At 40.1% G+C, this 20,951-nt stretch carries 19 protein-coding genes; 18 read left to right on the top strand and 1 reads right to left on the bottom strand.

Features of this window, described 5'->3' with window-relative positions; genetic code table 11:
* Positions 1 to 7 precede the first annotated feature (7 nt).
* Complete coding sequence (locus KH893_RS04765; RefSeq protein ID WP_281165004.1) at positions 8 to 919, top strand: deoxyribonuclease IV; 912 nt, start codon at positions 8 to 10, stop codon at positions 917 to 919.
* Here the strand turns inward: KH893_RS04765 and KH893_RS04760 are convergent.
* Positions 911 to 1,732: a pyruvate, water dikinase regulatory protein gene (locus KH893_RS04760; protein WP_281165003.1), complete on the bottom strand. Its 822-nt coding sequence runs from the start codon at positions 1,730 to 1,732 to the stop codon at positions 911 to 913. The two genes, KH893_RS04765 and KH893_RS04760, sit on opposite strands and share 9 nt — an antisense overlap.
* Before the next feature lie 190 nt (positions 1,733 to 1,922).
* On the opposite strand from KH893_RS04760, the gene rpsU reads away from it, so the two are divergent.
* The 17 genes from rpsU (at position 1,923) to clpB (ending at position 20,944) form a co-directional block, all read left to right on the top strand.
* Positions 1,923 to 2,108, top strand: a complete 186-nt coding sequence (gene rpsU / locus KH893_RS04755) for a 30S ribosomal protein S21 (RefSeq protein WP_010581058.1) — start codon at positions 1,923 to 1,925, stop codon at positions 2,106 to 2,108.
* A 21-nt stretch (positions 2,109 to 2,129) separates the two neighbouring features.
* Positions 2,130 to 2,570: a GatB/YqeY domain-containing protein gene (locus KH893_RS04750; protein WP_281165002.1), complete on the top strand. Its 441-nt coding sequence runs from the start codon at positions 2,130 to 2,132 to the stop codon at positions 2,568 to 2,570.
* A 145-nt stretch (positions 2,571 to 2,715) separates the two neighbouring features.
* A complete protein-coding gene (locus tag KH893_RS04745) occupies positions 2,716 to 3,702 on the top strand; it encodes a PhoH family protein (RefSeq protein WP_281165001.1) in 987 nt (328 codons plus the stop codon).
* Positions 3,702 to 4,178 carry an rRNA maturation RNase YbeY gene (ybeY, locus tag KH893_RS04740; protein WP_281165000.1) on the top strand — a complete coding sequence of 159 codons (477 nt, stop codon included), beginning with the start codon at positions 3,702 to 3,704 and terminating at the stop codon, positions 4,176 to 4,178. The genes KH893_RS04745 and ybeY overlap by 1 nt, the downstream gene beginning before the upstream one ends.
* A complete protein-coding gene (locus KH893_RS04735; RefSeq protein ID WP_427859851.1) occupies positions 4,162 to 4,566 on the top strand; it encodes a diacylglycerol kinase family protein in 405 nt (134 codons plus the stop codon). The genes ybeY and KH893_RS04735 overlap by 17 nt, the downstream gene beginning before the upstream one ends.
* Before the next feature lie 13 nt (positions 4,567 to 4,579).
* Positions 4,580 to 5,482: a GTPase Era gene (gene era / locus KH893_RS04730; protein WP_281164998.1), complete on the top strand. Its 903-nt coding sequence runs from the start codon at positions 4,580 to 4,582 to the stop codon at positions 5,480 to 5,482.
* Between the two features lie 20 nt (positions 5,483 to 5,502).
* On the top strand, positions 5,503 to 6,267 hold the full coding sequence (gene recO, locus KH893_RS04725) for a DNA repair protein RecO (RefSeq protein ID WP_281164997.1): 765 nt from the start codon (positions 5,503 to 5,505) through the stop codon (positions 6,265 to 6,267).
* Between the two features lie 285 nt (positions 6,268 to 6,552).
* Positions 6,553 to 7,470, top strand: coding sequence for a glycine--tRNA ligase subunit alpha (gene glyQ / locus KH893_RS04720; protein WP_281164996.1), 918 nt, complete (start codon positions 6,553 to 6,555; stop codon positions 7,468 to 7,470).
* Positions 7,471 to 9,537 carry a glycine--tRNA ligase subunit beta gene (gene glyS / locus KH893_RS04715; RefSeq protein WP_281164995.1) on the top strand — a complete coding sequence of 689 codons (2,067 nt, stop codon included), beginning with the start codon at positions 7,471 to 7,473 and terminating at the stop codon, positions 9,535 to 9,537. It abuts the gene before it with no gap.
* A gap of 132 nt (positions 9,538 to 9,669) precedes the next feature.
* Positions 9,670 to 11,508, top strand: coding sequence for a DNA primase (gene dnaG / locus KH893_RS04710; protein ID WP_281164994.1), 1,839 nt, complete (start codon positions 9,670 to 9,672; stop codon positions 11,506 to 11,508).
* Positions 11,509 to 11,520: 12 nt separating this feature from the next.
* Positions 11,521 to 12,648, top strand: coding sequence for an RNA polymerase sigma factor RpoD (rpoD, locus tag KH893_RS04705; RefSeq protein ID WP_281164993.1), 1,128 nt, complete (start codon positions 11,521 to 11,523; stop codon positions 12,646 to 12,648).
* Between the two features lie 292 nt (positions 12,649 to 12,940).
* On the top strand, positions 12,941 to 13,858 hold the full coding sequence (locus KH893_RS04700; protein ID WP_281164992.1) for a PLP-dependent cysteine synthase family protein: 918 nt from the start codon (positions 12,941 to 12,943) through the stop codon (positions 13,856 to 13,858).
* A 23-nt stretch (positions 13,859 to 13,881) separates the two neighbouring features.
* Positions 13,882 to 15,027, top strand: coding sequence for a trans-sulfuration enzyme family protein (locus KH893_RS04695; RefSeq protein WP_281164991.1), 1,146 nt, complete (start codon positions 13,882 to 13,884; stop codon positions 15,025 to 15,027).
* A 153-nt stretch (positions 15,028 to 15,180) separates the two neighbouring features.
* Positions 15,181 to 15,894, top strand: a complete 714-nt coding sequence (locus KH893_RS04690; protein ID WP_281164990.1) for a tRNA (adenine(22)-N(1))-methyltransferase — start codon at positions 15,181 to 15,183, stop codon at positions 15,892 to 15,894.
* Positions 15,881 to 16,996, top strand: coding sequence for a Nif3-like dinuclear metal center hexameric protein (locus tag KH893_RS04685; RefSeq protein WP_281164989.1), 1,116 nt, complete (start codon positions 15,881 to 15,883; stop codon positions 16,994 to 16,996). Before KH893_RS04690 ends, KH893_RS04685 begins: the two co-directional genes overlap by 14 nt.
* Before the next feature lie 14 nt (positions 16,997 to 17,010).
* A complete protein-coding gene (gene pepT, locus KH893_RS04680; protein WP_281164988.1) occupies positions 17,011 to 18,258 on the top strand; it encodes a peptidase T in 1,248 nt (415 codons plus the stop codon).
* 85 nt (positions 18,259 to 18,343) lie between these two features.
* Positions 18,344 to 20,944 carry an ATP-dependent chaperone ClpB gene (gene clpB / locus KH893_RS04675; RefSeq protein WP_281164987.1) on the top strand — a complete coding sequence of 867 codons (2,601 nt, stop codon included), beginning with the start codon at positions 18,344 to 18,346 and terminating at the stop codon, positions 20,942 to 20,944.
* Positions 20,945 to 20,951 lie beyond the last annotated feature (7 nt).

The following is a 20,951-nucleotide window of genomic DNA, read 5'->3' as shown; positions in this document are numbered from 1 at the left end:
GAAGATTATGGAACTTTTGGGATGTCATGTTGGAATGAAAGCACCAGATATGCTTTTAGGGGCGGCACGTGAAGCACTTGCTTATCGGGCAACTTGTTTTATGATTTATACTGGTGCTCCACAAAATACCCGCCGGAAGCCAATCTCAGCGATGAAAATTGCGGCTGGACAAAAGCTTATGCAAACTAACCAGTTGGGTCCATTGATTATCCATGCACCTTATATCATTAATTTAGGCAATACCAAGAAACCCCAAAATTTTGAATTTGCCGTCAATTTTTTGCATGAAGAAATTCAAAGAGCGGCGGCTTTAAATGCTACCCAAATTACTTTCCACCCAGGAGCTCATGTTGGTGCTGGTGATCAAGCAGCAATCAAAAATATTATTCGCGGTTTAAATGCGGTAATTGAACCACAACAAACGGTTAAAATTGCACTTGAAACAATGGCTGGAAAGGGGACTGAGGTTGGTCGGACCTTTGAACAGCTGGCTGAAATAATTGCTGGGGTAGTTTACAACGATAAACTCTCAGTAACTTTTGATACTTGTCATACTAATGATGCTGGCTATGCGGTCAAAGATGACTTTGATGGTGTTTTAGAGCATTTTGATCATTGCATTGGTCTTGAACGTTTGCAAGTTTTGCATTTAAATGACTCAAAAAATCCTTGTGGCAGCCACAAGGATCGACATGAAAATATTGGTTTTGGGACAATTGGTTTTCAAGCTTTGAACTACATTGTTCATCATCCGGCACTAAAGTCGGTACCGAAAATTATGGAAACGCCATATATTGGATTAGATAAACAGCACCAATATCCGCCTTATGCTTTTGAGATTCAAATGCTGGAGCAGCAAAAATTTTTTACCGGAATGAAGAAAAAGGTCATTGAAAATCAAGGGCAATTGTTAAAATGAAACATTTTTGTCTAATTGTTCAGTGATTAAAGTCGCGGTTTCTTCAATTGATTTGTTGGCAACGTTGATCACAGTGCAACCGAGCTTTTGATACAGCTTTTGGGCGTATTCGAGTTCGCCTTCAATATTATCAAGATTTGAATAGGCAGTATCGGGATTCAATCCATAAGTCAACATCCGCTGACGACGGATATTGTTTAAGACAGCGGGATCATTGGTTAAACCAAAAATCTTTTTTCGATTAACTTGCCAAATTTCTTTTGGTAACTGTGCTTGCGGAACTAATGGTAAATTTGCTACCCGATAATTTTTATTGGCTAGATATAATGACAGTGGCGTCTTCGAAGTTCTTGAAACACCCAATAAAACTATATCAGCATTTAAAAAACCCCGTGGATCCTTACCATCATCGTAAGTGACAGCAAATTCGATTGCATCGATCCGTTTGAAATAATTTTGGGTCAGTTTGTGATTGCGTCCAGCTTGTCCTAAGGGTTTTTCGCCAGTCCTTTGCTGAATGGCCTTGATTAATTTTGACATGCCATCGAGAACACCCAGCTCGTGCTGGTGACAGAAGTTATTAACATAAGCTGAGAGATTTGTATCAACAAAAGTATGGACAACAAAAGCATTATCACCCAGAGCCTGTTGCAGAATCTTATCAAGCTTAGCGCTCGTCCGGGTCAATGGGAAGCGATGATATTGAAATTTGATCTTAGGAAATTGAACGGTTGCTGCCGTTGCCAGGTTGTAACCAGTTTCGCCCAAAGAATCAGAGATTACATAAACGATCAGTTGTTTTGAGTCAGCCAAGATTGGATACCCCTTTCATGATGTTTAATTTATTATAAAAAAAAATTAACTAATATTCAAGCCTTGAAACTGACATAATTTTATTGACGGTCAAACTTACATTTTGTATAATAGTTAAGAACTGTTAAAAGTTTGTGTTTTTTATGCAGAGTATGACGGTTACATTTAAGCTCGGAGGGAGGGAAACAAAATGTCAAAGACGATCGTTCGTAAAAACGAATCTCTTGATGACGCTCTTCGTCGCTTCAAACGTTCCGTTTCAAAAACAGGTACTTTACAAGAATACCGTAAACGTGAATTTTACGAGAAACCTAGCGTGAGACGCAAGAAAAAATCTGAAGCAGCGCGTAAAAGAAAAAACAAGCGTCGTTTCTAATCCTAAGGAGGGATAGAACTGATGAGCCTGCTCGATTTATTAAATAATGATCTGAAGAGTGCTTTAAAGGCGCATGACAAACAACGCTTAAGTACAGTTCGTATGTTAAAGGCTGCGGTGATGAATGAAAAAATCAAGGTTGGACATGATTTAACCCGTGATGAGGAACTGGCAGTTTTAACTCGTGAATTGAAACAACGGAAAGATTCATTGTCAGAATTTAAATCAGCTGGACGTGAAGATTTACTTCCAGCAATTGAAGAAGAAATCAAAGTTGTTCAGGGCTATCTACCACAGCAATTAAGCGAAGTAGAAGTCAAAAAAATCGTCGAAACAACGATCAATGAAGTGGGAGCTTCTTCAAAAGCAGATTTCGGCAAAGTTATGAAAACTGTTATGCCGAAGTTGAAAGGCCAAGCTGATGGAAAATTAGTTAACAAAATTGTTAACTCATTGCTGTAAGTCCGTTTAACTAAATTCAGATCTTTAAAGACAAGTTGTTATTTTTTAGCAGCTTGTCTTTTTTTAAACCAGCTGAAACTTTTATCTGGATTTTATTTATGCTATGATTTAAGCATATTAAGTTGTTTTATAAGGAGTCGAACATTTGACAAGTGAACAGATTGTAGAAAAAACTTTTCAAGTTGCCCAAGGACAACAATCAGTGGCTTTGCTAGGTGTTAATGATCAATATGTTCAATTACTAGAAGAAAAAGAACAGGTCAAAGTCCAACCATTTGGCGACGCAATCCGAATTAGCGGTGAACCGGCAGCTGTTGAACGGGTTTATGCGATCCTGACACAGTTAGAACGGCTATTAGAGGAAAAGATTGCTATTGGAGCAACAGATGTGGTGTCAGCCATCAAGATGGCTGACAAAGGAACACTTGACTACTTTCATGATCTTTATATGGAAGTATTGCTTTATGATCAAAAAAAACGTCCGATTCGCAGTAAAACTGCTGGACAAAGGCGTTATATTAATGCAATTCGTAAATCAGATTTAGTTTTTGGGATCGGACCAGCGGGAACCGCTAAAACTTTTTTAGCGGTCGTAATGGCAGCAGCTGCTTTGAAAAAAAATCAAGTTGAAAAAATCATCTTGACTCGACCAGCTGTTGAAGCTGGTGAATCATTAGGCTTTTTACCTGGCGATCTCAAAGAAAAAGTTGATCCTTATTTGCGGCCAATTTATGATGCACTTTACACGATCATTGGAAAAGAACACACGGAACGTTTGATCGAACGGGGAACAATCGAAATTGCACCATTAGCTTACATGCGCGGTCGAACATTGGAGAATGCCTTTGTTATTTTGGATGAAGCTCAAAACACAACCCGTGCTCAGATGAAGATGTTTTTAACTCGTTTAGGTTTTGGCTCCAAAATGGTGGTAAATGGAGATCAAACTCAGATTGATTTACCTAAAGGTCATAGTCAAAGCGGTTTAATTAATGCTTGGGAGATCTTGCAAGGCTTACCACGAATTGCTTTTGTTAAGTTTGCGGCCGTTGACGTCGTTCGGCATCCAATTGTAGCTGAGATCATTCAAGCGTATGCTAAAGAAGATGATGAAAGAAAGAGGCAAGAATAGTGGATTTAGAAATTTATGATGACACCAAACAAGCAGATTCCAACTGGATTGAATTAATTCGAGCTGTCCTTGAGTATGCTGGTAACTACTTGAAACTGCCAGAGGAAACTGAAATGTCAGTTACTTTAATGGACAATGAACACATTCATCAAATCAACAAAAAATATCGCGGAGTCGACAAACCAACTGATGTGATCAGTTTTGCAATCGAAGAAACTGGTAGCGAGGATCCAATAATTATCCCAGCAGATGCCGATTTTAAAGAGCCTAAAAATATTGGTGACATTATGGTGTCAGTTGATAAAGTTAAAGAACAAGCCGCCTATTTGCAGCATTCTGAAGAACGCGAATTAGGTTTTTTAGTGATTCATGGTTTTTTGCACTTAAATGGCTATGATCATATGAAATCGGAAGATGAAAAAGTAATGTTCAGTTTACAACGAAAGATTTTAGATGCTTATGGACTTAAAAGATAAAGAGCAGCAACGGCGCTGGAAAAATCATAATTTTTGTCAATCATTAGGGCACGCGTTGACCGGTTTGAAGACGGTCTGGCTAGATGAACGTAATTTTCGCTTTGACACTGCGGCGATGATTGCTGCAATTTTGTTGGGAATTTATTTAAAGTTAGATCTGAATGAATGGTTATGGCTCTGTTGGAGTATTATTAGTGTTTTGGCGAGTGAAATTTGGAATACCGTCATTGAAAATATTGTCGATCTAGTCACTAAGTTTCATAGTGATCCTTTAGCAAAAAAAGCTAAAGATATGGCTTCGGCGGCAGTTTTGTTGAATGCGATTTTTGCTTTGATTGTTGGCACAATAATTTTTGGTGTAAAAATCTGGCAGTTGTTTGCTAGATAAAGGAGTAAATTTGATGGAATTAATGAAACATTCTGGTTTTGTGGCCATTATTGGTCGGCCTAACGTTGGCAAATCAACCTTTTTAAATCGAATTATTGGTCAAAAAATTGCCATTATGAGTGATAAAGCTCAGACAACTCGGAATAAGATCCAAGGAATTTATACCACCACTGATAGTCAAGTGGTTTTTATTGATACCCCAGGAATCCATAAACCACAAAGTCAGTTGGGAGATTATATGGTACAAGCGGCTCTCTCAACTTTAAATGATGTTGATGCGGTTTTATTTATGGTCAATGCAACTCAAAGGCGCGGTCGTGGGGATGACTTTATTATTGAACGGTTAAAGAAAGTCAATCAACCAATTTTTTTAGTGATCAATAAGATCGATCAGGTTCAGCCAGATGATTTGTTGCCGTTTGTCGAAGATTTTCGCCAAACACTTGATTTTCAAGAAATTTATCCAATTTCAGCTCTTGAAGGAATCAATTGCGAAGAACTTTTAAGCGCAGTGACTAACATGCTGCCAGCTGGACCGCAGTATTATCCAGCTGATCAGATTACTGATCATCCAGAAAGATTTATTGTTGCCGAATTGGTTCGCGAGCAAGTTCTAAAGTTGACTCGACAGGAAGTCCCGCACTCGGTAGCAGTCGTAACTGAGAAGATTCAACGTCAGGATCAGCAGAAAGTCTTGGTTCAAGCGACAATTGTTGTTGAACGCTCGTCGCAAAAGGGAATTTTAATTGGTCGTGGCGGCAAAATGCTCAAGCAAATTGGTACCCAGGCGCGCAAGCAAATTGAACTATTGTTAGGGGATAAAGTCTTTCTGGAACTCTGGGTCAAAGTTCAAAAGGATTGGCGTGATCGGAAAGTTGATTTGCAATCTTTAGGCTATCAGCCAGATGAAGACTGAGCATTAATGAGGTGACATAGATGAGTCAGGCCCAAGCTGCTGAATTTGCTGGAATTGTTTTTTTTCGCCGTGATTATCGGGAAAGAGATATGCTAGTAAAAATCCTAACTGATAATTTTGGTTTTAAGATGTTCTTTGTGCGTGGTGCGCGGAAAAGGGGGTTTCGGCTAGGATCTGCAATTTTGCCATTTACACAGGCTAATTACCTTGGTGCCATTAACGCTGATGGTTTATCATTTATTAATAGTGTTAAAGATGTCGAACATTATCAAAACTTATTGCAGGATATTGAGTTAAATGCTTATGCAACTTATCTTTTGGAACTAGCTGCTGCAGCATTTGGTGATTCCCGGCCGCTTGGTGGTTGGTTTATTCAACTTCAGCGGGCATTGCAGCTGATTGACCAGCATTTTGACCCGGCAATTATTGTTAATATCATCGAAGTTCAACTCCTTAATTTTTTTGGAGTTAAACCTAACTTACAAGATTGCGTAATTTGTCATCAAAAGACTGGTAACTTTGACTTCTCAGAAAGTTATGGTGGCTTATTGTGTGCAACACATTTTCATTTAGATCCGCAACGAATGCATTTAGATCAACGAACACTGTACCTTTTACGAACTTTTGCGCGGATTGATTTGCGGCGTTTGAATTCGATTCAGGTTAAAGCAACGACAAAAAATAATTTACGGCAGGCCTTGGATCAAATTTATGATAATGAAGTTGGCTTAAATTTGAAATCGCGGCATTTTTTAGAAGAAATGAAAATATGGCCGAAACATTGACAAATTATTTTTCTTCGATTAAGCTTAAGGGCGTAAAGGCAAAGATGAAAAAGGGTCATCCGGGTTGATCTTAGCGAGCCTGAAGTGGTGTAAGCAGGTGATTAAAACTGGTTGATTGGCGTTTTCGGAGCTTAGTTATAAATGAAGTTGCCGGTAAAAAAACCGGAAGTAGGGTGGAACCGCGGTTGAAAATCGTCCCTATGTAACCAACTTGGGTGGTTGCATAGGTTTTTTTTATGGCTAAATTTTGAATTGCAGTCATCCAAAAATTCAAGGAGGAAGACAATGGAAAAGCAGTTATCAATGCAAGAAATAATTTTAAGACTGCAGAAGTTTTGGTCACAACAAGGCTGTATGCTGATGCAAGCCTACGATACGGAAAAAGGTGCTGGAACGATGAGCCCTTATACTTTTTTGCGGGCAATTGGTCCAGAACCGTGGAATGCGGCTTACGTTGAGCCTTCACGTCGACCAGCTGATGGCCGTTATGGGGAAAACCCTAATCGACTTTTTCAGCATCATCAATTCCAAGTAATTATGAAACCTTCACCAGCTAATATTCAGGATCTTTATTTGGATAGTTTGCGCTCATTAGGAATTGATCCGCTGGAACATGATATTCGATTTGTCGAAGATAATTGGGAAAACCCATCAATGGGTTGCGCTGGTGTCGGTTGGGAAGTCTGGCTGGATGGAATGGAAATCACTCAGTTTACTTATTTTCAACAAGTTGGGGGTTTAGAAGTCAAACCGGTGGCTTCTGAAGTAACATACGGCTTAGAACGCTTGGCCTCATACATTCAAAATGTCAATTCAGTCTTTGATTTGGAATGGGGCGATGGGGTTCGCTACGGAGATATTTTTAGTGAGCCAGAATATGAGCATTCAAAATATGCTTTTGAAACTAGTAATCAAGAGATGCTTTTCAAGTTCTTTGATATCTATGAAACCGAAGCTAAAAAGCAAATTATGTTAGGTTTAATCCATCCGGCTTATGATTATGTTTTAAAATGCAGTCATACTTTTAACCTGTTGGACGCGCGAGGAGCAGTTTCAGTCACTGAAAGGGCTGGGTATTTGGCTCGAATCCGGAATTTGGCCAAATCAATTGCTAAGGCTTTTGTGGCTGAACGCAAAAAATTAGGCTTCCCATTATTAAAAGATGAGCAGCTGCGAGCAAAACTGCTAAAGGAGGATAAATAAATGTCACATACATTTTTACTTGAAATTGGTTTGGAAGAAATGCCAGCTCATGTAGTTACCGCCAGTGCTAAACAATTAGTTGAGCGGGTCACTAAATTTTTGCGGACTGAGCATTTAAACTTCGAAAAAATTGAAAGTTTTTCGACTCCGCGGCGTTTGGCTGTCAAAGTTGCTGGTTTGGCTGATAAGCAACCGGATGTGGAGGAAGAAGTCAAAGGTCCGTCAAAGAAAGTTGCTCAGCAAGCTGATGGCAGTTGGTCAAAGGCAGCAGTTGGTTTTACTCGTGGTCAAAAGCTGACACCTGATGATATTTTTTTCCAGGAATTAAAGGGCACAGAGTATGCCTATGTTAAGAAGTTTATCCCGGGTCAAACCACTAGCAAAATTTTACCCAAAATCAAAAACGTTGTTACCGCAATGAATTTTCCAACTATGATGCGTTGGGGCAATCATGATTTTAAGTATGTGCGGCCAATCAGATGGCTGGTTGCTTTATTAGATCAGCAGGTCATGCCGTTTGCAATTTTAAATATTAAAAGTGATCGAGTTTCAGAGGGACATCGATTTTTGGGTCAATCGGTCAAATTATCATCCGCCACTGATTATCCAGCTGCTTTGGAAAAAGTTTTTGTAATTGCTGATGCTGCTAAACGCAAAGAACTGATCAAACAGCAAATTATCAAGTTGGCCGCTGCTCGGCATTGGCAGATCGTGGTTGAGCCTGAACTTCTTGAAGAAGTTAATAATTTGGTTGAGTATCCAACCGTGTTTGCTGGTAAATTTGCAGCAAAATATTTGGAGATTCCTGAAGAAGTTTTGATTACTTCAATGCGGGACCATCAACGTTTCTTTTATGTCCGCGATCAGCAGGGTAAATTGCTGCCGAATTTTGTTTCTGTGCGCAATGGCAACCAAGACCATTTAGAAAACGTCATTGCTGGTAATGAAAAGGTTTTAACTGCTCGTTTGGAAGATGCTGCTTTCTTCTACCATGAGGATCAAAAGGCGACGATCGCTGATTACACTAAAAAATTACAGAAAGTCATGTTCCATGATAAAATTGGTACGATTGCTGAGAAAATGCAGCGAGTTGGCAAATTGACTGCTGATTTAGCCACTCAATTTGGTTTTGATCAACAGGAAAAGCAACAAGTTGCGCGAGCAGCTGAGATTTATAAGTTTGATTTAGTAACTGGAATGGTTGGTGAGTTTGCAGAGTTACAAGGCGTCATGGGCGAAAAGTACGCACTTTTGCAAGGTGAAGATCCAGCAGTTGCTACCGCAATCAGAGAACATTATCTACCAATTGAAGCAGGCGGTGTTTTACCAGAATCTAAAGTTGGCGCCTTGTTGGCTTTAGCAGATAAATTAGACAGCATTAGTTCATTCTTTGCAGTAGGAATGATTCCTTCTGGCTCAAATGATCCTTATGCACTTAGAAGACAAGCGGCTGGCTTAGTGCGGATCGCATTAGCTTTTGATTGGCCAGTCTCAATTACTTCACTGGAAGAATTAGTTGCTAAAATGGCACAAGCAAATCGTGACTTATATCAAAAAAATCAACCAGCTCACCTTGATGAAATGACTGCCTTTCTAAAAGATCGAATTCAGCAGCAATTAGCCCGCAATAATTATGATTTTGATGTGATCCAAGCGACAGTTGCTGATGCAAAAAATCCTTTTACCATGATTTCTCAAGCTGCTGCAATTTTACAAACTCATCGAACTGATGCTGATTTTAAAGGAACGATTGAAGCTGCCAGCCGAGTTTTGCGTTTGTTGCGTAAAGCTGGTATTAAGTCCGATCAATCAGTTGATCCAGCATTATTTGAAAATGCCAGCGAGCAGCAGCTGCAAACTGCAGTAGAAGCTTTAACAGCTACTAAAGATCTTAAAGAGTTATATCAGCAGCTGCAGACCTTGCGGCAGCCGATTACTGAGTATTTTGACCAGACGATGGTCATGGCTCAAGAAAAAAAGTTGCGGCAAAATCGTTTAGCACAATTAGCTCAATTAGCTAATATCTTACAACCGTTTGGTGATTTAACAGTTTTGAATGTCAAATGATCGTAGAGGCCTTTAGTTGATTTTCTAGTATTTTTGCGCTAAAATTAAAAAGAGTGTTTTGAAGAGTCGCACAGCTTTGTGCGGCTTTTGTTGACCTAAATAGCGTGAGCTGAACAAGGAGGTCGAACGATCATGCGGATTCCTGAAGAAGTGATCGAACAAGTTCGTTCAAATGTTGAAATTGTCGATATTGTCGGCCAATACGTTCAATTACGCAAATCAGGGAAAAATTATTTTGGGTTGTGTCCATTTCACGAAGAAAAAACGCCTTCTTTTTCAGTTGCACCTGAAAAACAGATTTTCCATTGCTTTTCCTGTCATCGTGGCGGTAACGTGTTTAAATTCATCATGGAGATCGAAAAAATTAGTTTTCCTGAAGCGGTGCTCAAAGTGGCTGAACTTGGTGGAATCTCGCTTCCACCGCAATTGCTGAATTCGAGTTCGGATCAGACTGTTTCGGCTGATTCAGAAACTGGTCAGTTAAGACGTGTCTATACCGAAACAGCTCAATTGTTTCACCATATTTTACTGAATACCCAGTTAGGAGAAAGTGCCTTGACTTATCTGCAAGACCGGGGATTAACAACGGAAACAATTGAAAAATTTCAATTAGGTTTTGCACCCCCGCAGGAAGTTTTGGCAACATTTTTGTCTGAAAAGGGTTTTTCGCATCAATTGCTGATTAAAACTGGACTGTTTGCTGAAAATCAAAGTGGTGTTTTGCGGCAACGATTTAGAGAAAGAGTCTTATTTCCAATTCGTGATGGACAAGGCTATGTAGTTGCTTTTTCTGGACGAACATTAAGCCAGGACCCTAAAGTTCCTAAATATTTGAATAGTCCAGAAACCAAGCTGTTTAATAAACGTAAGATTTTGTTTAATTTTGATTTAGCTAAGTCAGCTATCAGACAAAATGGTTTTGCTTTATTATTAGAAGGCTTTATGGATGTTTTATCAGCGTACCAAGTGGGAGTTAAAAACGGGATTGCCTCAATGGGGACTAGTTTAACCAATGAACAGGTTTATTTATTAGAGCGAACAACTGAGCGCTTGTGTTTATGCTATGATGGTGATGATCCAGGGCAAAATGCAATTGCTCGTGCGTTAAAACTGCTTCAGCCAATAACTCGTCTGAAGTTGAATGTTGTTTTACTGCCTGAAAAGCAAGACCCGGATGAATATATTCAAAAAAATGGTGGTCAAGCATTTAAGAATTTAGTTACCAAAGGACAACAAACAAAAATGTCCTTTTGGATGACTTATTTGGCTGCCAAACACAATTTAGAAAATGAAAATGAACAGCTAGCCTATATTTCAGAAGTTTTAGAGAAAATTGCTCAGTTGTTGGAGCCAGTTGAACGTGACTTGTATCTTAATCAATTAGCTAAACGTTTCGCATTGGAAAAAAGCAGCTTGACGAGACAGTTACACGTGCTAATGCGCCAACAAAAGCAATTTAAGCAGCCGGCTTTGTCTCAACAAGCAAAACAGTCACCGGACTTGTCATTGCATGCTGAGAAAAAATATAGTCAAATTGAAAAAGCTGAGCGTTTGTTGCTTTATCGATTATTGCAGAGTTATGAGGTTCGTTCACATCTCAAGGGAGTGACAGGATTTTCATTTATTCATGATCAGTATCAAACGATTTATTTGCTCGCAGAAGGTTACTTTCAAGTTTATGATGAATATGAAACAGCACGCTTTTTAGACTTTTTGCAAGCTGATGATTTGCGACAAATAATTATTAGTTTGGAGATTGAAAATTACGCTAAGGTTGGTTCAATGGAGGAAATCCAAGATTGTGTGCGTTTAATTATGCAGGTTTCACCAATTGAGGAAAAGTTGCTGCAAGTTAAGCATCAGTTAATTGCAGCACGCAAAACAAATGATCAGCAACTAATTACTAAATTAACGATTGAATTTGTCGATTTATTGAAACAAAAACAACTGAAAAAATCAACTTCACTTTAAGGGGGCTGCATAATGGCAGAAGAGAAAATGAACAAGGATACGGCAGAATACAAAAAAGAATTACGGAAATTGATCCGTGAATTCAAACCGGCTAAACAAATTACTTATAATGAACTGACTAAACGTTTAGTTTCGCCATTTGGTTTAGAAAGCAAGCAAATGGAAGAATTGATCCAACACATTGAAGATGAAGGAATTTCAGTTGTTGATGAAAATGGTGAGCCGAGTGAGCACAGCTTACAAGCGGTTGCCAATGAAAATAAAGATGACACCAAGGAGGTTGAGCGGGAAGCTGGGGCACCATCAGGGGTTAAGATCAATGATCCGGTTCGGATGTATTTGAAAGAAATCGGACGAGTAAATCTTCTAACGGCTGATGAAGAAGTTGCGTTGGCCTTACGAATCGAAAAGGGAGACGAAGAAGCCAAACAACGGCTAGCAGAGGCTAATTTGCGTTTAGTCGTTTCAATTGCCAAGCGTTACGTTGGTCGAGGAATGTCATTTCTTGATCTGATTCAAGAAGGCAACATGGGATTAATGAAGGCTGTTGAGAAATTTGATTATCGAAAGGGATTTAAGTTTTCAACGTATGCAACTTGGTGGATCAGACAGGCGATTACTCGGGCGATTGCTGATCAAGCCCGGACAATTCGGATTCCCGTTCATATGGTTGAGACGATCAACAAACTGATTCGAATCCAGCGCCAAATGCTACAGGATTTGGGTCGTGAGCCAACGCCGGAAGAAATCGGTGCTGAAATGGATATGCCAACCGATAAAGTTAGAGAGATCTTGAAGATTGCCCAAGAACCGGTTTCTTTGGAAACCCCGATCGGTGAAGAAGATGATTCGCATTTAGGTGATTTTATTGAAGATCATGATGCAACCAGTCCGGCTGATCATGCTGCCTATGAGTTGCTTAAAGAACAGTTGGAAAGTGTCCTGGAGACTTTGACTGATCGGGAAGAAAATGTTTTGCGTCTACGTTTTGGGCTGGACGATGGTCGAACCAGGACGCTTGAGGAAGTTGGTAAGGTCTTTGGAGTAACGCGGGAGAGGATCCGCCAAATCGAAGCAAAAGCATTACGAAAATTACGGCATCCTTCACGTTCCAAACAGTTGCGTGATTTTCTGGAATAATAAAAAAGACTTGTTTTATTTAAAGACAACTGGTATTCTTAAAAGTAAAGAAAAGAGGGCTGTTGATGAAAGACTTTAAGCTTAATTTTGTAGCATGTTGTTGTCGCAATTCGCGTTTTTATGCGTGGAGTGCGATGACTTGGTGCGGCAATTTTTCAAGCTAGAGCTTTTATTTTCAGTGAGAAAGAGTCGTAATAGTCGACGGCTTATCAACGTATGAGGACGCGAATCAATTTTGATTTGCGTCCTTTTTTGTTTACACTTTTCTTTAATAATCAAGGAGGGGTTTTTAATGATTTATAAACAGATTAGTCAGTTAGTTGGGAAAACACCACTAATCGAGTTGCCACTTGCAGCTCCCAAGCAGTCACATATTTTTGCCAAGCTGGAAATGTTTAATCCTGGAGGAAGTATCAAAGATCGCTTGGGAAAATATTTGCTTGAACAGGCTTTTGAAAAACAGTTGATCGATACTGAAACGACGATCATTGAACCAACAGCTGGTAATACCGGGATTGGGTTGGCTTTAGCTGCTGGCCAGGCCGGCTTGAAAACTATTTTGGTTGTACCGGAAAAGTTTAGTCAGGAAAAGCAATCGTTGATGAAAGCATTGGGAGCTCAAATCGTCCATACTCCAAGCCAAGCAGGAATTGTCGGTGCAATTAAACGGGCACGACAATTAGCTGAGCAGCTTCCTAATAGTTATGTACCAATGCAGTTTGACAATCCAGCTAATCCAGAAACATATTACCAAACGCTAGCCCCAGAGATTTGGCAAGAGTTTCAAGCTAACCATTTAAAATTAGCGGGATTTGTCGCCGGAGCAGGCAGTGGCGGGACCTTTGTCGGAGCGGCGCGATATTTTAAAGAACAGCTTCCAAGCATCAAAACCGCCATCGTTGAACCAGAAGGATCGATCCTAAATGGCGGTCCAGAGCATCCGCATCGAATCGAAGGCATTGGGGTGGAATTTATTCCGCCATTTTTGCGACGGCAAGATGTTGATCGAATTTTTACGATCAGTGATCAGCAAGCTTTTGAATGGGTCAAAAAGTTAGCCAAAAAGTTTGGTATTTTTGCAGGCAGTTCTAGCGGGGCAGCTTTGGCAGCTAGCTGGCAGCTTGCTGAGGAATTACCGCCACAAAGCAACATCGTCACGGTATTTCCCGACAGTAGTGAAAGATATCTCAGTCAACAGATTTATAATTAAAGATTTGGAAAGGATGTTAAACAATGAAATTTAAAACGCAATTAATTCATGGTGGAATCAGTCAAGATCAAACAACTGGCGCAGTCAGCGTGCCCATTTACCAAACGTCAACTTTTGCTCAAAAAGAATTAGGTGGTCACCCATCATTTGAATATTCACGGACTGGCAATCCTACGCGTTTGGCGGTTGAAAGCTTGATTGCTGATTTAGAAAATGGGACAGCTGGTTTTGCTTTTGCCTCCGGTTCAGCTGCCATCCACACTGCTTTTTCACTTTTTTCGGCTGGTGATCACATTATTGTTGGTAACGACGTTTATGGTGGAACTTTTCGTTTGATCAACACAGTATTGACACGTTTAGGATTAGAATTTACGGCCGTTGATACTCGGAATTTAACGGCTGTTACCCAAGCAATCAAAGCTAACACTAAAGCGATATATTTGGAGACGCCGACTAATCCATTGATGCATATTTCTGATATTGCAGCTTTAGCACAAATAGCTAAGCAAAACCATCTTTTAACGATCGTTGATAATACTTTTGCTTCACCATATTTTCAACAGCCATTGAATTTAGGAGCTGATTTAGTTTTGCATAGTGCTTCTAAATATTTAGGCGGGCATAGTGATTTGATTGCTGGATTGATCGTAGTCAAAGATTCTAAATTGGCTGAAAAAATTGGTTATTTGCAAAATGCAATTGGCGGAATCTTAGGCCCACAGGATAGCTGGCTCTTGCAGCGCGGCATTAAAACACTAGCAGTCAGGATGGAGGCTCATCAGCAAAATGCACTAAAGATTTTTGAATTTTTGCAAAACGATCCGCGAATCACCAAAATTTATTATCCAGGCGATCCTCAAGCGGCTGATTATCAGCTGGTCAAAAAACAGATGAATGGTTTTGGTGGGATGCTTTCATTTGAAATCAATCCGAAGTTATCAGTCAAAAAGTTTATTGACAATCTTCATTTGATCACATTAGCAGAAAGTCTTGGTTCCGTAGAAAGTTTAATTGAAGTTCCCGCCATTATGACACATGGATCGATTCCTGAGAAGATCCGTTTGGCTAATGGAATTTCAAATGAGTTGATTCGTCTTTCAGTCGGAATTGAAGCCATTGAAGATCTATTAGCAGATTTAAAACAAGCCTTGGATCAAGCTAAAAACTAGTCACTGAAATCTTTGCAGATTTCTAAATAAAAACAACTTTAGGACTGAAAAAAGACGGAATTTTTCAATCCTATTTTTTGTCGCTTAAGACAACTTTTTTTTCAGCTTTAAGTCAGCTATACTTAAAGGTAAGAGAATTAAGGAGTGAAGACTTTGGATGCATATCATTTATCACAACGACTGCAGTTGGCTGCTAAGTATGTTCCAGAACAGGCTTTCTTAGCCGACATTGGTTCAGATCATGCTTATTTGCCAGCCAATCTAGCGTTAAATCACCGGATTAAGCAAGCCATCGCGGGTGAGATTGTTTCAGGACCATATAAAAATGCTTGCCGCGAAATTGAGCGGCTTGATCTTAGTTCAATGGTCATCACTAGGCAGGCTGATGGCTTGGCTGCTCTTAAACCGACTGAAGAAGTTGATGCGATTTCAATTTGTGGAATGGGCGGAGCTTTGATTTGCCAGATTTTAACAGCTGGTTGGGAACAATTGAAAAGTTTTACCCGTCTGCCGCGTTTGATTTTGCAGCCAAATGTTGGTTCAATGAAAGTTCGTCGCTGGCTACAGGTGCATAGGTATCAGATCATTGCCGAAGAGATCTTGGAAGAGGATGGTCATATTTATGAAATTATTGTTGCTGATCCAGGAAAAACTCAGCAATTGCTAACTAATCAGCAGCTATTATTTGGACCATTTTTATTAGCGCACCAAGACCCGCCTTTTCAAAAAAAATGGTCCTTGGAAATTGAAAAACTCAAAAAGGTCCTAGTTCAGCTGCAACGAGCTCAAACTGAACCCTTAGCCAAAGAAAAGCAGCTTTTGAAAAAAATTAAAATGATCGAAGGTGTTTTAAATGACAAAGGTTAAAGAAGTTGTCGAACGCTTTGAAAAATTTGCGCCCAAGGAAATCGCCGAACCTGGTGATCCAGTGGGTTTGCAATTAGGAAGCTTATCAGCGGAGATCAAGAAAATGATGGTAACGTTGGATGTTCGCCCTGAGGTTGTTAAAGAGGCAATTGATCAGCAAGTCGATTTTATCTTTGCCCATCACCCAGCAATGTTTCACCCGGTCAAGCATTTTGATTTAACAGTTCCGCAAAATCAAATGTATGCTGAATTGATCAAACATGGAATTACGGTTTACGCGGCACATACAAATTTAGATAATGCTCCAGGTGGTATGAATGATTGGTTGGCAGCCGCTTTAGGATTAACGGCAACGAGTAGTCTTTTGCCTTTAAAAGAAGAATCACTGGATCAGCTGTGCGTTTATGTTCCACGGGCTGCAGCAGCAACTGTTCGCCAAGCATTAGCCCAAGCCGGTGCTGGTTCGATCGGTAATTATACTGGCTGTTCCTATAGTGCGGTGGGCACTGGTCGCTTTTTACCAAATCAAGCTGCCCAGCCACTGATCGGTCAGGCAAATCAACCAAGTCAAGCGGCGGAAGAAAAGCTTGAAGTTTTTGTTAGACCACGACTAGTTGGTCAGGTGATCCAAGCAATGTTGGCCGCACATCCGTATGAAGAACCAGTTTATTATCTAGTACCAGTTCATGGTTTAAATCAAAAATATGGAATGGGGCGCGTTGGCCAGCTCAAGCATCCCTTGACAGTTGAAAAATTTGCTTTAATGTGCAAGCAGACTTTCAAGATTTCTGGGCTGCGCGTGATCAGTCCAGATTTAAATCAAATTATCAGTCGGGTTGCAGTTTTAGGTGGCAGTGGAGCACAATTTTATCCTGCTGCACTTCAAGCTCATGCTGATGTTTATCTGACCGGCGATGTGACTTATCATACGGGACATGACATTTTAGCGGCTGGCTTGACGGTTATTGATCCGGGACACCACATTGAAAGTATTTGCAAGCCAAATTTGAAGCGCTTATTTGAAAAATGGCGCTCAGAGAATGACTGGCAATTTCCAATTATTACTTCAAGACTTAATACCGATCCATTTAAATTTATTTAACAAGGAGAGTTAAGATGACAGTCTATCAAAATTTAATCCCGCGATTTATTAAATATGTCAAAAAAGAGACGCGTTCTGATGAAAATTCGCAAACAGTTCCCTCAACACCAAGTCAAGTTGAGTTTGCGCGTGAATTGGTGACAGAATTAACAAATCTTGGTCTCAGCAAAGTTCATATCTCCCAAAAAAGTGCCTACGTTTTAGCAACTTTGCCAAGTAATTTAGCAAAAGATCAGCAGGTGCCAACGGTTGGTTTGATTGCGCATTTGGATACGGCGGATTTTAATGCCAAAAATGTTTCCCCGCAAATTATTAAAAATTATGATGGTAAATCGGCAATTCAATTAGGAACCAGTCAGTATCGGCTTGATCCACATGAGTTCCCCAATTTAAGAAATTATGCTGGTCAGGATTTGATTACGACTGATGGTCAGACCTTATTGGGGGCAGATGACAAAGCCGGTGTAGCTGAAATTATTACGGCGGTCGAATATCTATTGAATCATCCTGAGATTAAGCATGGTCAAATTCAAATTGGTCTTGGTCCGGATGAAGAAATTGGAACCGGCGCGGATCATTTCGATGTTAAGGAGTTTAATGCTGATTTAGCATATACCGTTGATGGTGGTCCCTTAGGTGAGTTGGAATATGAAACTTTTAATGCTGCTCAGGCTAAGATAAAACTAATTGGCAAAAATGTTCATCCGGGTTCAGCCAAAAATGTCATGGTCAATGCATTGCAATTAGCGTTTGATTTTCATGCACAGCTGCCAAGTGATGAGGTTCCAGAAAAGACTTCCGGTCGCCAGGGATTTTTCCATTTACTGCAGCTGACTGGAACGGTCGATCAGGCTAGCATGACTTATATTATCCGTGATCATGATCGGGATAAATTTGAAGCGCGAAAAGATTTATTACGACAAGTTGCACGTTTGCTGAATGCTGAATATGGGCAAAAACGCGTTATCATTGACCTACAGGATCAATACTACAATATGCGTGAAGTGATTGAAAAAGATCTAATGGTTGTGGAACTGGCTAAAAAAGCAATGGAAGATTTGCAGATCAAGCCGGTGATTTTTCCAGTTCGCGGGGGCACAGATGGCTCAAAGATTTCATTTATGGGTTTGCCGACACCCAATTTATTTGCTGGTGGCGAAAATATGCATTCACGTTTTGAGTTTATTTCGCTTCAAACTATGCAGCAAGCCGTGGCGGTTATTTTGAAAACTATTCAACTAATCGCCAAGCAAAACAGTTAAAACGAACGTGTGTTTGGATTATAATGGACTTGTTAAATTTAATTTGACCAATTTTTAAGTGATGGATTCTAGAAAGGAAATTGAGATGGAAGATAATAAAATGACTTCAGCGGTGCAAGAAGCAATCGCTCAAGCTCAACAGATTGCGCAAACACGGCATCATCAAGAAATCGACATTCCACATTTATTTAAATTTTTGATCCAACCCGGCGAATTTGGAGCAGATCTGTTTAAACGTGCACAAGTGGATCTCGAAGCTTTGGAAAATCAGCTCGACCAATTATTGGATGAAATTTCGGTGGTGGAAGGTTCAGTTCAATATGGACAAACACTTAGTTCAGCGATGTATCGTTTACTTCAAGAGGCAGATGAACTAAGAAAACAGCAAAATGATGATTATCTGGCTCTGGATACCTTGATTTTAGCTTTGATGAAATTAACTAATAATCCATTGACGATCTACCTTAAACGCCAGGGATTAACCTATCGAAAATTAGCACAAGTTGTCGAAAAAATACGAGGAGGAGAACGCGTGACTTCCAAGAATCAAGAAACACAGTATCAAGCTTTGGAAAAATATGGTGTCGATTTAGTTAAAGAAGTTCGCAATAACAAAGTTGATCCAATCATTGGACGAGATGAAGAAATCAGGGATGTAATCCGAATTTTGTCACGGAAGACAAAGAATAATCCAATCTTGATTGGTGAACCGGGAGTTGGTAAAACAGCGATTGTTGAAGGACTAGCCCAAAGGATCGTCCGTCGGGATGTCCCGGACAACTTGAAAGATAAAACGATTTTTTCCCTTGACATGGGTTCTTTGATTGCTGGCGCTAAATATCGAGGTGAATTCGAAGAACGTTTAAAAGCAGTTTTAAAAGCTGTTAAGAAAAGTGCTGGACAAATTTTACTGTTCATCGATGAAGTTCACAATATTGTCGGGGCCGGTAAGGCAGAAGGCAGTTTGGATGCTGGCAACTTATTGAAGCCAATGCTTGCACGGGGTGAATTACACTTGATTGGTGCTACTACTTTGGATGAATATCGAGAATATCTTGAAAAAGATAAGGCTTTGGCGCGGCGTTTCCAACGGGTTCTGGTGCAAGAACCGAGTGTGGAAGACACAATTTCGATTTTGCGGGGCTTGAAAGAACGCTTTGAAATCCATCATGGTGTGCGGATCCATGACAATGCATTGGTTGCTGCAGCAAATTTATCAAACCGTTATGTTATTGACCGCTTTTTACCTGATAAGGCGATTGATTTGATTGATGAAGCTTGTGCTACGATCCGAGTTGAGATGAATTCAATGCCAACTGAATTGGATGAGGCAACGCGGCAATTAATGCGCCAAGAAGTTGAAGAAGCTGCTTTAAAAAAGGAAACCGATGCAGCTTCAAAGAAACGGTTAGGTGAATTGCAAACTGAGCTGGCGGAAACCCGTGAAAAAGTTAGTGCTTTGAAGATGCAATGGGAAAACGAAAAACAAGACATCAAACAAATAAGTGACAAAAAGAGTCAGCTGGATCAGGCGCGGCATGATCTAGAAACAGCTGAGAATTCTTATGATTTAGAAAAAGCTGCTAAGTTACAGCATGGTACGATTCCGAAGTTAGAAAAAGAACTGCAAGACTTAGAAGCAGCAAAACGTCCTGATAACTGGCTAGTTGAAGAATCAGTCACTGAAAATGAAATTGCTCAAGTAGTTAGCCGCTCAACTGGGATTCCAGTTGCTAAGCTAGTTGAAAGTGAACGCGAAAAATTACTGAAGCTTCCGCAAGCTTTGCATCAGCGGGTAATTGGCCAAGATGAAGCAGTTGATGCAGTAGCCAATGCAGTTTTGCGGGCACGGGCTGGTTTACAGGATCCAGATCAGCCTTTGGGGACATTTTTGTTCTTGGGTCCGACTGGTGTTGGTAAAACTGAATTAGCCAAAGCCTTAGCTGAAAACTTATTCGATTCAGAAAAACACATGGTGCGGATCGATATGAGTGAATATATGGAAAAACAGTCAGTTTCTCGTTTAGTTGGGGCTGCTCCTGGTTATGTTGGTTATGAAGAAGGCGGTCAATTGACCGAAGCCGTGCGCAGAAATCCTTACACAATTGTCTTGCTGGATGAGGTCGAAAAAGCTCATCCGGATGTTTTCAATATTTTATTGCAGGTCTTCGATGATGGTCGTTTAACAGATGGTCAAGGAAGAACAGTCGATTTTAAGAATACAATCATTATCATGACCTCTAATTTGGGTTCAGATATTCTGTTGGAACAAGTTAAAAATAGTGAAATTTCGCCTGAGACCAAGCAGACGGTTATGAAGTTAGCGCGGCGCCATTTTAAACCCGAGTTTTTAAACCGGATCGATGATATTATTATGTTCACGCCATTGAACTTAGCGGCAATTGAAAAAATCGTTGACAAATTCATTGCCCAGTTGTCGAAACGGCTGGAAGATCAAGAAATTAGGTTAGCAACTTCACCAGCAGCCAAGAAATGGATCGCCCAACAAGGCTATGATCCAGCTTATGGAGCACGACCACTGCAACGGTATATCACCGAAGAGGTCGAAACTCCGCTTGCCAAGAAATTGATTGCTGGCAAAATTAAGCCGCATTCAATTGTAACGGTTGACTTAGATGCTGAAAAGCAGTTGATGTTTACGACCCAACCGCTGGTAACTGAATAAAATAAAA

Origin of the sequence: Liquorilactobacillus sicerae (genome assembly GCF_029916425.1) — a bacterium.
Taxonomy (GTDB): Bacteria; Bacillota; Bacilli; order Lactobacillales; family Lactobacillaceae; genus Liquorilactobacillus; species Liquorilactobacillus sicerae.
Note: the sequence above shows the minus strand (reverse complement) of the source record. Positions and strands in the feature narration are given on the sequence as shown.